Genomic DNA, 13,113 nt, shown 5'->3' on the forward strand with positions numbered 1-13,113 from the left:
AAATAGATCTCATGACTTCTGCTAAAAAAGCACCCCCTGCTTCAGAACTAGCTTCTGTGTCAGAGTCATCAATTTCCTTTTCCGCAGACCATCTTGCCAATCAGTTTTTAATTGCCATGCCAGGCATGGTTGACCCCAACTTTGCCGGTTCCGTGATCTATCTCTTTGAGCATACCGAGAGAGGTGCAATGGGCTTGGTAGTGAATCGACCTACCGAGGTTGATTTAAAAACCCTCTTTGACAAGATTGAATTGAAATTGGAGATTGCTCCCCTGTTAAAGCAGCCAGTGTATTTTGGCGGACCAGTTCAGATTGAGCGTGGCTTTGTTTTGCATGAGTCTGACTCACTGAGTCCTTATAGCTCCTCTCTTGTCATACCAGGCGGTCTGACAATGACCACTTCAAAGGATGTTCTCGAGGCGGTAGCTGCAGGCAAAGGACCACAACATTTTTTGATGACTTTGGGTTATGCGGGTTGGAGTGCAGGTCAGCTTGAAGAAGAAATCACTCTCAATGGCTGGATGAATGTTCCGCTGGCACGTGAGCAAATGATTGAGATTATCTTCAATACCCCATCGAGTCAGCGTTACGAGAAGGCAGTGGGTCACCTAGGATTTAATTTATCGGATTTATCTGGTGAGGCTGGGCATGCCTAAGGCATTGACCATACTGTCTTTTGACTATGGAACTCACAGAGTAGGGGTAGCGGTTGGAAACTCGATATCTAAGTCAGGCCAGGCTTTAAAGACGATTGCTGCGCCAAGTAGCGATGCCTTGTTTAAAGATATAGAGATCCTTATAGCGGAGTGGCAGCCAGACCAATTGGTGGTTGGAAAACCAACCCATCCAGATGGAACGCCCCATGAGATGACGTCTAAAGCAACGCGCTTTGGCAATCAGCTACATGGACGCTTTCATTTGCCGGTTGCTTGGGTCGATGAGCGCTATACCTCAGCCGTTTTAGAGGGGGATCCAAAGATGTACGACAATCTAGATGCCCATTCTGCCGTTTTGATTTTGGAGCAGTTTTTTGCAGAGCAAAGCGCGAAGTCTTTAAATTAAAAGTAAATACAAAAATAGAATTGATATAAGCACCGGACCAAAGAATGAACGCTGAACAGTTATACGGAAAATTATTAGAGAATCTGCGCAACAGAAAACAAGAGGGTACATTTGAGCTTGCAGGTCTCGCTATGGGGGGTGCTTGGATTACAGAGCGTTTGGCTAACGATTTAGGGCTTTCACACTTTGGCGTAATTAATGTGGCCTTTCATCGGGATGATTATGCGGAGAAGGGTATGACAGCTCTACGGACTGCCAGCACGATGACTACCCATTTGCCGTTTGATGTAAACGGCGCTAATGTGATATTGATTGATGATGTTTTGCTAACAGGTAGAACTGTCCGCGCGGCTTTAAATGAGTTATTTGATTTTGGTCGGCCAGCACAGGTTGAGTTGATGGTTTTGGCTGATCGAGGAAATCGTGAGCTGCCAGTTGCTGCTAATTTTGTAGGCGAGCAGATAGAAGTTCAAGAGAATCAAATTCTGGTCTTAGAGAAAGATACCGCTGGCAAGTTCAGCTTTCAGTTAGAGGAGCGTGAATAATGAGTCAGCTAGTCAATCAATTTAATTCCGCTGGCGAGTTAACGCATCTTCTGACACTCGAAGGTTTGCCTAAAGAGCAAATTCTTCATATTTTGGATACCGCACAGCAGTTTGTGAGCGTGACTGATCCTGCGCGTGAAGTGAAAAAAGTCCCACTACTCAGGGGTAAAAGTGTTTTCAATCTCTTTTTTGAAAACTCCACCCGCACTAGAACTACTTTTGAGATTGCTGCAAAACGTTTATCTGCGGATGTGATTAATTTAGATATTTCCACATCCTCGACTGCGAAGGGCGAGAGTCTTCTCGATACGATTGATAACTTAGTAGCAATGCAGGCAGATATTTTTGTTGTACGACATGATGTTTCTAAAGCCCCTATTGAAATTGCAAACCACGTACCAGCCCATGTGCACGTTGTGAATGCTGGTGATGGTAGCCATCAGCATCCAACTCAAGGTTTGTTGGATATGTATACGATGCGTCACTTCAAACAAAGCTTTAAGGGTCTGAAAGTGGCGATTGTGGGTGACATTGTTCACAGCCGTGTAGCAAAGTCCAATATTCATGCGCTAACTACTTTGGGTTGTGAAGATATTCGCGCGATTGGACCGGAAAGTTTGCTCCCAAGTGCTTTAGATATGCTGGGTGTTAAGGTATTTCATAGTATGGAAGAAGGTCTAAAAGATGTTGATGTGGTGATGACATTGCGCATCCAAAAGGAGCGCATGGAAGCTGGGCAAGTGCCTGAAGGCGATGCATTCTTTAAGCAATATGGTTTAACGCCTACGCGTTTAGCCTTGGCTAAGTCAGACGCAATAGTCATGCACCCTGGTCCCATGAATCGTGGCGTCGAAATTGATTCGATTGTTGCTGATGGTCCTCAGTCAGTCATTCTGAATCAAGTCACCTTCGGTATTGCCGTGCGCATGGCTGTGATGTCGATTGTTGCGGGCAATTAAGCGCACCAGTATGCAGTCTAAAAAACGCTGGTTGATTTTGTCGCATGGCTTCAATATGGATGGCCGTGCCTCAAGCCAAACGATTACCGATAAGATTCCTTATTTTCTAGAAGCAGGCATTGAGCCGATTGTCTTTAGTGCTATCACTGGAATTAAAGATCAACGCTTTCCTCATCGCCAATTTTTAGCTTGGGGTCCAGCAGCGTTCCGGTTTGATTTTCGCCATTGGATTGCAAACCAATATGGCAGAGGACTCTTTTATAAGGTTTCAACCGGCATCGTTTCTTTACTGCTTGCTCCCTTGATTGCCTTAGAAAAGTTTGTTCTTGGCTATTCCAGTCAATGGTCTTGGTCGATTCCTGCCTATCTTCATGGATTACATTTAATTCGCTCTGGCAAAGTTGATCTGATTTATTCAACAGGTGGAGCATGGTCTGCTCATTTGGCGGGTTTATGGCTCAAGAAAAAAACGGGTGCGCCATGGATAGTAGAGATTCATGATCCCTTGGTTATTCGTCAGAGCCCTGTAGATCTAGGTTTTGAAAAACCTAGCAATCGCGATGCTCGCTTTAGGCAGTATTTAGAAAAGCAAATCTGCAAATATGCCGATTTAGCCTGGTGGTTTACTGATGGTGCCGTACATTATGCGAAAGTACGCAACCCTAATTTAAATACCTTAAATAACGCTCATGGTTTTATGGTTCTTCCAGGGGCTGAACCGCCTGGTGGGTCAACTAGTGAGAAAACACATCAGTATTCTGAGTATTTGAATCTGTGTCACTTTGGTTCTTTAGCAAATGATCGTTCTCTATCGACCATCCTGAATGCCTTAGTCCCGCTTTTTAAGAAATTTCCTCAAGCAAGAAAGCATATTCGGGTGCACGCCTATGGAGCGCCTCTAGATTCATTAACTTTGGATGCTCTCAAGCATCTAGCATTTGACGATGTTTTACTAGCACACGGACGTTTAGAAAAAGATCCCAGCACCGGTAAGTCAGGACGTGAGCGTGTGGTTGAGAAAATGCAAACTGCGGATGTTTTAATTCTTTTGCATGGCAATGATGAGTGGTGTGCAGAATATATTCCGTCAAAGTTTTATGAGTACCTTTGGACTGGCAGGCCCATTTGGGGAATTACCCATCGCAACCCCCAATTGGATCAAATGCTATTGGAGCGATCTGCTTACTTGAGTCCTAAAAATGATTCTGAGGCCGTTGAACTGGCTTTAGAGAGAATTTGGTTGGACTGGAAAAGTAAGCAGTTAGTAGTGCCCAAAGGTTTCCCAATTGGCGTCGATCAGGCTGCGTATAGAATACTTTCTGAAGTGCAAGCTAAAACCGAAAGAAGCGCTTGAAAGATATCGTCCTCTATTGCAAATCTTATCGCAGAGATTTTTTGCGTCTTAAGCGCTTGCTAGATTCAATCAATCGATACAACGTTGACCAAATCTCCTTTTATATTTCTACTCCCAAAGACCAACATCAGGAGTTGCAATCGGTTTTGGGTGTGGGTACTGGATACCAGTGGGTTTCTGATGAGTCGATTATTGCCTCCAATCCTCGAGTTCCTGCTGGCATCGAAAAAACGAGATCTGGTGGTTTAAGTCAGCAAGCCATCAAATCGGAGTTTTGGCGCCTTGGTTTAGCTGAGAATTATGTTTGCCTCGATTCGGATTGTGTCTTTATTAAAGACTTCCATCGGTCTGATTTTTTAAGTGCTGATGGCACTCCCTACACAGTCATCTATCAAAATAAAGAATTTTTCCAGCTATCGATTAATCGAGGGCATGAAAAGGTTCAGACTAATCTTCGTAAAGAGGGTGATCGTGTAAAGGCTTTATTTTCTAGGGTGGGCCCTAACTACTATTGCCCATGCCCACCATTTATCTGGTCAGCTAAGGTTTGGCAGTCTCTCGATAGTCAATATCTTGAACCCAGAGGTTTGCATTTCTGGGATATTTCTACTGACGAACACCCAGAGACACTTTTATATCTCGAGGCTTTATTGAGCTTCCGTGCAATTCCTTTGTATCCAATCGAGCAATTATTTAGGATTTACTACTACGATTGGCAATACTATCTGCTGCGCAGAACGGGCGAGTCGGAGAGTAAATTAAAAACAAATTATTTGGGTGTGATTTATCAATCAAACTGGGATTCTGGAATGGACCTTGGTGGGTCTACTAAGTCACTTGCCTCTCTAATCCTTCGCCGCATTAAGCGTTTCGGCCGCTATTTACAAAGTTATTTTTAATTCATGTCAGCACCTTTAAATATCAAGATTTTTGTTATTTCACTACAAAGATCCCTTGATCGCAGAAAACAGGTTGAGAAAGAAATGCAAAAAATTTCTTTACCTTGGGAATTTCTGGATGCGATTGATGGATCTGCTTTGACATCAAATCCAGTTGAATACAAGCCAACTAAGGTGAAAAGACTGCAGGGGTATGAATTAACCCCAAATGAGATTGGTTGCTATCTCTCGCATAAAGAAGCGTGGAAGCGTTGTGTAAGTGAGAATGCACCTACCCTGGTTTTAGAAGATGATTTTGCTCTGGCGCCCAATTTTGAGAATGTGCTCAGCACTATTCTTGAGGCAGATGATTCCTGGAATTTCCTCAGGCTGCAGGGTTTATATGAGGTTCCCTACAAGACCTTGTTTGAAAAATCAGGCGTAGCATTCGTTAGAAATGAAGGCGACGCGGTCGGCGCTACCGCATACCTATTAAAACCAGAGATAGCAAAGCAGTTAATTCAGAATTCTGCAGATATCTATGAGCCTGTAGATCATTTTCTCGAGCACCATCAAAAACATGGCTTGGAGTTTTTGGCAATTCGCCCATATCCAGTGGATATCACCCGTGCTAAATCAACTATTGCTGATCGCTCTGAGCGTTCTCCTGTTCAAGGTTTACAAAAGCGATGGAGATCGGTTGCCCGAGTGCTTGATAGGGCACTGAGTAAAGACCCTTGGTTCCCAAAGTAAAAATTAACAGCCATTAAAATTAACAGCTATTGTCGTATTCTCCTTAACTAAGGGCTGTCTGAATAATATTCTTTAGGTAGCTTTTCAGGGGATCAAGTGAAGGCTTTTGTAATAGCAAAGGCTGCTCTGCATACTGTGCAAGCCTACTTTGCGAATGGAGTATCTGGCCTAGTTCAGCAAAGTGATCTGCAGACATCGGCGCTAAATTAATAAACGCTTGCGGATTAAAGTCGACCTTTACATTTTCATCCGCCCAGGTAATGGGTAGGCATCCCGCCATAAACGCTTCTGGAATTTTCTCGCTGTAGTAACCAGGGTGCATGCCATTTTCGGGGCATAAATTAAAGGCAAACGCCTGGAGCTCATCAAATTTAATTAAGCCGCTCTCTGAATGATTTTTGATGAGTGGATTAAATGACTTACCAAACTCCACCACCTCAATTTGACTCTTCACAGCATTTAATAGTGTGCCTCTGGGTTCTCTGAGATGGGATGCAAATATCGCTGCCTTTTGGGGGCGCATCAGAAAATCTTTGCCAAGCGGTTGCAAGAGGCGATTGATATCTAATAATTTACCGTATCTTGGGTTGGTGTTACCAGTTACTCCTTGTGCAGACCAGTCGGCCACTTCCATCCAGTAAGGCATGCGGAAGTGATGTGGGGCAGGGACTCCCAGATCGAAAGTTAGAGCGTAGTCATTGGACACAAAGTCATGCCGAAGATTTTCGCCAGTCTGGAACAGAATTAAAGGTTGCTTATGGGATGTAGAGGCAAGAGAGGCAAGTGATTGAATCCCATCATTTAAGCTAGTAACTAAGGGTCTCAGAGGTTTAGGGCACCAGGCTAACTTCTTCTTGCCTAAATTGTGAAACGATCCGATGATCATCAAATCACATTTTTTTGGCTCAACCCATTCAATCTGGTAGCCAAGGTGATGACATATAGCAGGAACAAGGCTGGATTTATAGTCGCTAGGCACCCCCAGGGTAGATATGCGGATTACATTCATAAATACTTTGCTTTCTAGATGCCTATATGAAGTTTTCAATTGTAATAACTACCTTGATATACGTCTCGAAAACGCTCAAATCTTGAATTGATGAGTTGGTATCATTGAGGGCAGTTGAGCATTTAAAGGTTCTATAACTTCATTCTGGGTTTTGGGGGTTGCATGATTTTAGTGACAGGTGGCGCGGGATTTATTGGTGGTAATTTTGTTTTGGATTGGCTAGCCGACCCAAAGGCAGAAGGAATTGTTAATTTGGATAAGTTAACTTATGCCGGTAACCTGGCAACACTAGATTCTCTAAAGAATGATGAGCGCCATGTATTTGTGCATGGTGATATTGGCGACAAAGAACTAATCGCTAAATTATTGAAAGAGCACAAACCTCGCGCAATCGTGAATTTTGCTGCAGAGAGTCATGTGGATCGATCTATTCATGGGCCCGCAGATTTTGTGGAAACCAATATTGTTGGTACGTTTAATTTGCTAGAGTGCGCTCGTGAGTATTGGAACGGTCTTGAAGGAAAGGCTAAAGAAGAATTCCGTTTTCATCATGTATCAACTGATGAAGTCTATGGCTCCTTATCTTTAACCGATCCAGCATTTACGGAAACAAATTCATATGAGCCCAATAGCCCTTACTCGGCATCGAAGGCAGCCTCAGATCATTTAGTACGCGCTTGGTTTCATACCTATGGCTTTCCAGTAGTAACCACCAATTGTTCTAATAACTATGGGCCTTATCACTTTCCAGAAAAATTAATTCCTTTGGTGATATTGAACGCGCTCAATAGCAAGCCATTGCCTATTTATGGCGATGGCCAACAGATTCGCGATTGGCTCTATGTTGGTGACCATTGCTCCGCTATTCGTGAAGTGTTGGCTAAGGGTAAATTGGGTGAGACTTACAACATCGGTGGTTGGAATGAAAAGGCCAATATCGATGTGGTGAAAACCATTTGTACTATCTTGGATGAGCTCAAACCTCGTGCCGATGGCAAGCCTTATGTTGATCAAATTACCTACGTAAAAGATCGTCCAGGCCATGATCGCCGTTATGCGATTGATGCCAGCAAGGTAGAGCGCGAGTTAGGCTGGAAGCCAGCTGAGACCTTTGATACGGGCATTCGAAAGACGGTTCAGTGGTATCTAGATAACCCTATTTGGATTGATGGTGTGGTGAGTGGGTCTTATCGCGACTGGTTACAAAAACAATACAACTAACCATAAATACTTAGATTAAATAACTGCGTGAATATTTTAGTTTTCGGAAAAGATGGTCAGCTGGGTAAAGCATTCAAAGATTTATTTGATCAACTTCCAGTGTCTGTAAATCTACGCGTAACTTATCTCGGTAGGGCAGAGTGCGATCTCGGCAAACAAGAGGAAGTTCTTGCCCAACTTAGCGCAGTCAAGGCAGATCTGATCATTAATGCCTCTGCTTACACGGCAGTCGATAAGGCTGAAACTGAAATAGATTTGGCTTATGAGGTAAATGCCAAGGCACCACAGCTTATGGCGCAGTATGCTGTGGGTAATGACGCTACCCTTCTACACTACTCAACTGACTATGTATTTGATGGTAGTAAAGATGGCTTTTACGTTGAGAGTGATCCTCGTAATCCGCTCAGTATTTATGGCAAGAGTAAGGCTGCTGGTGAACAGGCAATTGAGGAAATATTTGCAAATTCTTCAAAAGGTCAATTTGCTATTTTTAGAACCAGTTGGGTTTATGGAGATGGTGGCAATTTCATACGCACGATCTTGCGCTTAGCAAAAGAGCGTGAAGAGTTAAAAGTGATTCATGATCAGCATGGGGTTCCCACCAGTGCAGATTGGCTTGCAAAGGTAAGCCTAGATTTGGCGCTAGATTCAGAATGGAAGATAAAACAGTTCCCATCGGGTATTTATCACGCCGTACCATCAGGTGAGACTACTTGGCATGGTTTGGCCTCTTTTGTGATTCAGGCCGCTCTTGATGCTGGCATAGAACTAAAGGCTAAGCCAGCCGCTATTAAACCCATTCTGGCTGTTGAATATCCCCTCCCAGCGCCAAGGCCAATGAATTCCCGTATGGATAGCCACAAACTGCGATCCGCCCTGCAAAATCAGGCTTCTAAAGCCTCAAACTCTTATAATGATCCTCAAAATATGCCGAATTTCCCAGCCTGGGATGGCATAGTTCAAGAATACGTATCTAAGCTAGCCTTAAAGGGTTTGATTTAATACCTCAGGTTTGCCAGTGATGCTGACATAGGGGTTATTCATGGCTGTAAATCGCAAAGGCATCATCTTGGCTGGCGGGTCTGGCACTCGTCTTTATCCAGTGACTCAGGCAGTGTCTAAGCAGTTAATGCCAGTCTATGACAAGCCTATGGTGTATTACCCATTAAGCACCTTAATGCTGGCTGGTATTCGTGACATTCTGTTAATTTCTACTCCACAAGATACTCCGCGATTTTCAGAGCTCTTGGGCGATGGTTCCCAGTGGGGTCTCAATATTGAGTATTGCGTGCAGCCTTCGCCAGATGGTTTAGCGCAAGCATTTACGCTAGGGAAAAACTTCGTTGGAAATAATCCCAGCGCATTAGTTCTTGGTGACAATATTTTTTATGGCCATGAATTAGTGGATCAACTTAATAGTGCAAACGATCGCACTTCGGGTGCATCTGTATTTGCGTATCACGTGAATGATCCAGAACGTTATGGCGTAGTGGAGTTTGATAAAGACTACAAGGCATTGTCGATTGAAGAAAAGCCCTTAAAACCCCGTAGTAACTATGCAGTAACGGGCTTATATTTTTATGACAATCAGGTTTGCGATATTGCCGCCTCCATTAGGCCTAGTGCTCGTGGCGAGCTCGAGATTACCGATGTCAATCGCGTCTATCTTGAAAAGAATGAGCTTAATGTAGAGATCATGGGCCGTGGATTTGCATGGCTTGACACGGGCACTCATGATTCATTGCTAGATGCCGCTGGTTTCATTGCCACCTTGCAAAAGCGCCAAGGCTTGATGGTGGCTTGCCCTGAAGAGATTGCTTATCGTCAGGGTTGGATAAGTGCCGAAGAAGTACAGAAGGTTGCTGCGCAGTTAAGTAAAAATAGTTATGGCCAGTACTTGGGCAAGATTTTGAATGAGCTCAATAGCTCCGCTCAACCGATTTCACTTTCTGCCAAGAAGGTTTCTAAATGAGTTCCACCTCTAAATTGCAGTTAACACCTACTGCAATTCATGATGTTTTTATTGTGGAGCCAAAAGTATTTGGCGATGAGCGCGGATGGTTTACTGAGTCATTCAATGCAGAGGACTTCGCTAAAGCTACTGGGCTGGATGTTCAGTTTGTGCAAGACAACCATTCCTTTTCTCGTCAGTGGACCTTGCGTGGCTTGCATTATCAAATAGAGAAGACTCAGGGCAAATTAGTGCGGGTTGTTGCTGGTAGTGTATTTGATGTGGCTATGGATATTCGCAAAGATTCACCAACTTATGGCAAGTGGGTGGGTGTTGAGTTGAGCGCAGAAAACCATAAGCAATTGTGGATTCCGCCGCAATTAGCGCATGGTTTTTTGGTGCTCTCGCCAACGGCTGAATTTCTTTACAAAACGACGGATTATTACCATCCACAGAGCGAAGCCTGCCTTGCTTGGAATGATGCAACCGTAGGAATTGAGTGGCCATTGCCTGCCGGTATTCAGCCTAATATGAATGCCAAGGATGCGGCAGGTCTTTCATGGGATGCAGCACCCAAGTTCTAGTCACCTTGGACAATTTCAAAAAGATAAGATAATCCTCACATGAGTGATTTATCTTCAACCTATTCAAAGGATCTCCCGTCAAATCCCAGGATTTTGCTGGTAAAACTCTCCTCATTAGGGGACGTGCTGCATAACCTTCCAATTGTTTGGGATTTGCGTTCACGTTTACCTGATGCGCAAATTGATTGGGTGGTTGAAGAGGGTTATGTTCATTTGCTTGAACCTCTTTTAAGTAAGAATGGCTTTAAAGGAATTGATCGCATCATTCCATTTGGTTTGCGTCGCTGGAAAAAGAATTTATTTAAGCTCTCTACCTGGCAGCAGTTTTTTGCATTTAAGAAAGAGCTCCAGGAAACTGCTTATGATGTAATCATTGAGACTCAAGGCCTGCTTAAGTCAGCAATTGTTTGCTCTCTAGCAAATAAAGCCCCTAATGCATTAATTGCAGGCCTCGCCAACGCCACAGAATTTTCTGGGTATGAGTCTATTGCTCGATCTTTTTATAACCAGTCTGTGCAAGTGCCAACGCAATGTCATGCAGTAGATCGTTCACGATGGGTTATGTCATCGGCTCTAGATTGGCTACTGGTTGATCGCACCATTGCACCTCAGTTTTATCCAAAGACTTATGTTGATTCTCTGGGCGTCAATTCAGGTGCGATCTTAAAAGAATTAAAGTCACCTTATGTTTTGTGCTTTCATTCGACTGCCAGAGAAGCTAAACGTTGGCCCAATGAAAGCTGGATAGCTTTGGGTAAGGAGCTAGCTACCCGTGGCTATCAAGTTGTTCTACCTTGGGGGAATTTGGCCGAGAAAGTGGTGAGTAATGAGATTGCAGCACATATTCCAAATGCTTTGGTGCCTCGGGCATTTTCAATTGAAGAGGCTTTTTCGGTGATCGCAGGCGCTGCACTGACTGTGGGTGTTGATACGGGCCTCACACATCTTGCAGCTGTTTTAGGTAAGCCTACAGTAGAAATTTATTGTGATTCGCCAAGATGGAAGACCGAAGGATACTGGTCTACCAATATTCGCAATGTGGGTGATATACAGGCACCACCACAGGTGGCAGAAGTCATCGAGGCTTCTTTAAGTTTATTGACCTAGAGCCTAGCGCAATAAAGAGTTAATCGCTATTAAATCTTCATCTGTTAATGTAGCGGCACTGGCTTTTAATCGAATGGCACTCAGGATGGTGTTATAGCGTGCTTGCTGCAACAATGAGCGAGTATTGATAACAGAATCCAATGCAATCAATACATCAATATTAATTAAGGTGCCCACTTGGAATCCCAGCTTGCTGGACTCTAATGCAGAGGTGGTAGAGCGCTCTGCTGCTTCATAAGCCTTAACGCTAGCTAAGCCACCATAAAAGCCTGTAAAGGCAGTCCGAGTATTTTGAGCGGCAGCACGACGATAGTTGTCATAGTTGGCTTTGGCTGCATCTACTAAGGCAGCATTTTGACGAATGACAGAACTGTTATATCCACCTGAAACCAGTGGAATCGTCATTTGTAGGCTCAAGGTATTGTTGTACACATTGGTGCTCGATGGCGTGTAGTTGTTAGGCGTGCCATTCGAAGTGTTGTATCCCGATGTGCCAACTAAGTTGATAGTAGGATAATTTAAAGCTTGGGCGCCGCGATAAGTACTTTCTGCAAGACTCACGGATAGCTGTCCTGCTAAGACATTAAAGTTTGCAGATTCCGCCTGGTTGATCCAATCATCGAGAGTCTGTCCAGGAGGAAGCAGTGGGTTTACGCTCTCAGCAATGGGGTAGCCTTTGGAATCTTTACTCTTGCTACGCGGATCTTTGAGAACACCTTCAATTTTGGCATCCTTCACTAGCGGCTTTAACGCTCCCACTGGGCGTCCAACAATTTGTTCTAGTGCACCGCGCTTCACAATCAGATCAGCCTGAGCGGTGATTTCTTGAGAGTTTGCTAGATCAAGGGCTGCTTGAGCAGTATTCACATCCACAATCGTTGCTAAGCCAGCATCAAATTTTGCCTGTGCAGATTCAAGCTGTTGCTTAATCAAGTCCTTCTTGCTTTTATAGAGTGCTACGTTATCTTGACTAGTCAGCGCATCAAAGTAGGCCTGCGATACCCGCAAGATTAAATCTTGCTGCGCCAAGAAAAAACGCATATCTGCCAGCTTGGTATTGAGATCGCCCTGTTTGAAAAGTTCTAATGCGCCAACGTTAAAAACAGGTTGAGTGAGTGTGACGGTGTAACTTTTTTGATCAAAGACACGCGAGTTACCAGAGTTGTTTGAAACTACGGTGCTGCCCACACCATGCTGATAGTAGCGGGTACCACCAGGGGTGGCATTAGCCTGCGGCATCAACAAGGAAAAGCCTTGCCAGTAGAGCTCTTTGCTTGCTTGGTAATTAAAGCGAGCAGCAGTTAATACTGGGTCGCTAAAAGCAGCTTCTTGATATAGCTGAATTAAATCGTTTAATTGCCCTTTGGTATCGGCAATTTTATTGCCGTTCAAATTAGAGGGTGCTGTAACTGCCGGTACCGCTAGTTTGCTTGGCGGCGGAATCATCTGTGGGGGCTGCTCAAGTCCAATTAGGGTAGATGCACTCATTGGAGTAGGTAAAGCGGGTCTTGCGGCAGCATTGGGGCTTTGCGCCAATGCCTGAGATGACCATGTGCCAAGACCGAGCGATTGACTCAGGATCAAACCAAAGGCTGTAAGTCGAGAAAGTCTAAAGCGGGCTGGGGTCATGTAACTCGGATACTTTTCAATGTGCCATGCAGTTTAAGGCTAATTTATTCAAAATGCTCAT

The 13,113-nt window shown here is 44.2% G+C and carries 14 protein-coding genes; 12 read left to right on the plus strand and 2 right to left on the minus strand.

Annotated elements, in window-relative coordinates:
- The first annotated feature begins 71 nt into the window (after positions 1 to 71).
- The 7 genes from ICN36_RS04400 to ICN36_RS04430 are packed head-to-tail and all read left to right on the plus strand — an operon-like array spanning position 72 to position 5,551.
- Positions 72 to 656 carry a YqgE/AlgH family protein gene (locus tag ICN36_RS04400; protein ID WP_215360294.1) on the plus strand — a complete coding sequence of 195 codons (585 nt, stop codon included), beginning with the start codon at positions 72 to 74 and terminating at the stop codon, positions 654 to 656.
- A complete protein-coding gene (gene ruvX / locus ICN36_RS04405; RefSeq protein ID WP_216227187.1) occupies positions 649 to 1,062 on the plus strand; it encodes a Holliday junction resolvase RuvX in 414 nt (137 codons plus the stop codon). The genes ICN36_RS04400 and ruvX overlap by 8 nt, the downstream gene beginning before the upstream one ends.
- 44 nt (positions 1,063 to 1,106) lie before the next feature.
- Positions 1,107 to 1,607 carry a bifunctional pyr operon transcriptional regulator/uracil phosphoribosyltransferase PyrR gene (gene pyrR, locus ICN36_RS04410; protein ID WP_216227188.1) on the plus strand — a complete coding sequence of 167 codons (501 nt, stop codon included), beginning with the start codon at positions 1,107 to 1,109 and terminating at the stop codon, positions 1,605 to 1,607.
- Positions 1,607 to 2,566, plus strand: coding sequence for an aspartate carbamoyltransferase catalytic subunit (locus tag ICN36_RS04415; RefSeq protein ID WP_216227189.1), 960 nt, complete (start codon positions 1,607 to 1,609; stop codon positions 2,564 to 2,566). The genes pyrR and ICN36_RS04415 overlap by 1 nt, the downstream gene beginning before the upstream one ends.
- Before the next feature lie 10 nt (positions 2,567 to 2,576).
- A complete protein-coding gene (locus ICN36_RS04420) occupies positions 2,577 to 3,920 on the plus strand; it encodes a glycosyltransferase (protein WP_216227190.1) in 1,344 nt (447 codons plus the stop codon).
- Positions 3,917 to 4,819 carry a DUF6492 family protein gene (locus tag ICN36_RS04425; RefSeq protein WP_216227191.1) on the plus strand — a complete coding sequence of 301 codons (903 nt, stop codon included), beginning with the start codon at positions 3,917 to 3,919 and terminating at the stop codon, positions 4,817 to 4,819. Before ICN36_RS04420 ends, ICN36_RS04425 begins: the two co-directional genes overlap by 4 nt.
- 3 nt (positions 4,820 to 4,822) lie before the next feature.
- A complete protein-coding gene (locus ICN36_RS04430) occupies positions 4,823 to 5,551 on the plus strand; it encodes a glycosyltransferase family 25 protein (protein WP_216227192.1) in 729 nt (242 codons plus the stop codon).
- A gap of 43 nt (positions 5,552 to 5,594) precedes the next feature.
- Here the strand turns inward: ICN36_RS04430 and ICN36_RS04435 are convergent, their stop codons facing one another.
- Positions 5,595 to 6,560 (minus strand): glycosyltransferase family 10 domain-containing protein, encoded by a 966-nt coding sequence (locus ICN36_RS04435; protein ID WP_216227193.1) that lies wholly within the window; start codon positions 6,558 to 6,560, stop codon positions 5,595 to 5,597.
- 162 nt (positions 6,561 to 6,722) lie between these two features.
- Between ICN36_RS04435 and rfbB the strand changes: the two genes are divergently transcribed.
- The 5 genes from rfbB to waaC are packed head-to-tail and all read left to right on the plus strand — an operon-like array spanning position 6,723 to position 11,423.
- Entirely contained in the window at positions 6,723 to 7,781 is a 1,059-nt protein-coding gene (gene rfbB / locus ICN36_RS04440; protein ID WP_216227194.1) for a dTDP-glucose 4,6-dehydratase, read from the plus strand.
- A 27-nt stretch (positions 7,782 to 7,808) separates the two neighbouring features.
- Positions 7,809 to 8,783: a dTDP-4-dehydrorhamnose reductase gene (rfbD, locus tag ICN36_RS04445; protein WP_216227195.1), complete on the plus strand. Its 975-nt coding sequence runs from the start codon at positions 7,809 to 7,811 to the stop codon at positions 8,781 to 8,783.
- A 40-nt stretch (positions 8,784 to 8,823) separates the two neighbouring features.
- Positions 8,824 to 9,753: a glucose-1-phosphate thymidylyltransferase RfbA gene (gene rfbA / locus ICN36_RS04450; RefSeq protein ID WP_216227196.1), complete on the plus strand. Its 930-nt coding sequence runs from the start codon at positions 8,824 to 8,826 to the stop codon at positions 9,751 to 9,753.
- The gene (gene rfbC, locus ICN36_RS04455; RefSeq protein ID WP_216227197.1) at positions 9,750 to 10,316 is read left to right on the plus strand and encodes a dTDP-4-dehydrorhamnose 3,5-epimerase; all 567 of its coding nucleotides are present in this window, start codon (positions 9,750 to 9,752) and stop codon (positions 10,314 to 10,316) included. The genes rfbA and rfbC overlap by 4 nt, the downstream gene beginning before the upstream one ends.
- Before the next feature lie 39 nt (positions 10,317 to 10,355).
- On the plus strand, positions 10,356 to 11,423 hold the full coding sequence (waaC, locus tag ICN36_RS04460) for a lipopolysaccharide heptosyltransferase I (protein WP_216227198.1): 1,068 nt from the start codon (positions 10,356 to 10,358) through the stop codon (positions 11,421 to 11,423).
- A 3-nt stretch (positions 11,424 to 11,426) separates the two neighbouring features.
- Here waaC and ICN36_RS04465 read toward each other — a convergent pair whose 3' ends face one another.
- A complete protein-coding gene (locus ICN36_RS04465) occupies positions 11,427 to 13,052 on the minus strand; it encodes a TolC family protein (RefSeq protein WP_216227199.1) in 1,626 nt (541 codons plus the stop codon).
- Positions 13,053 to 13,113 lie beyond the last annotated feature (61 nt).

The sequence above is a fragment of the Polynucleobacter sp. UK-Gri1-W3 genome (assembly GCF_018881595.1).
GTDB lineage: Bacteria > Pseudomonadota > Gammaproteobacteria > Burkholderiales > Burkholderiaceae > Polynucleobacter.

Bases quoted from the DNA above. Each gene is read 5' to 3' on its own strand.
- ICN36_RS04420 (WP_216227190.1), top strand. From the start codon at position 2,577: ATGCAGTCTAAAAAACGCTGGTTGATTTTGTCGCATGGCTTCAATATG.
- ICN36_RS04415 (WP_216227189.1), top strand. From the start codon at position 1,607: ATGAGTCAGCTAGTCAATCAATTTAATTCCGCTGGCGAGTTAACGCAT.
- ICN36_RS04430 (WP_216227192.1), top strand. From the start codon at position 4,823: ATGTCAGCACCTTTAAATATCAAGATTTTTGTTATTTCACTACAAAGA.
- waaC (WP_216227198.1), top strand. From the start codon at position 10,356: ATGAGTGATTTATCTTCAACCTATTCAAAGGATCTCCCGTCAAATCCC.
- rfbA (WP_216227196.1), top strand. From the start codon at position 8,824: ATGGCTGTAAATCGCAAAGGCATCATCTTGGCTGGCGGGTCTGGCACT.
- ICN36_RS04465 (WP_216227199.1), bottom strand. From the start codon at position 13,052: ATGACCCCAGCCCGCTTTAGACTTTCTCGACTTACAGCCTTTGGTTTG.
- ICN36_RS04435 (WP_216227193.1), bottom strand. From the start codon at position 6,560: ATGAATGTAATCCGCATATCTACCCTGGGGGTGCCTAGCGACTATAAA.
- rfbC (WP_216227197.1), top strand. From the start codon at position 9,750: ATGAGTTCCACCTCTAAATTGCAGTTAACACCTACTGCAATTCATGAT.
- rfbB (WP_216227194.1), top strand. From the start codon at position 6,723: ATGATTTTAGTGACAGGTGGCGCGGGATTTATTGGTGGTAATTTTGTT.
- ruvX (WP_216227187.1), top strand. From the start codon at position 649: ATGCCTAAGGCATTGACCATACTGTCTTTTGACTATGGAACTCACAGA.
- pyrR (WP_216227188.1), top strand. From the start codon at position 1,107: ATGAACGCTGAACAGTTATACGGAAAATTATTAGAGAATCTGCGCAAC.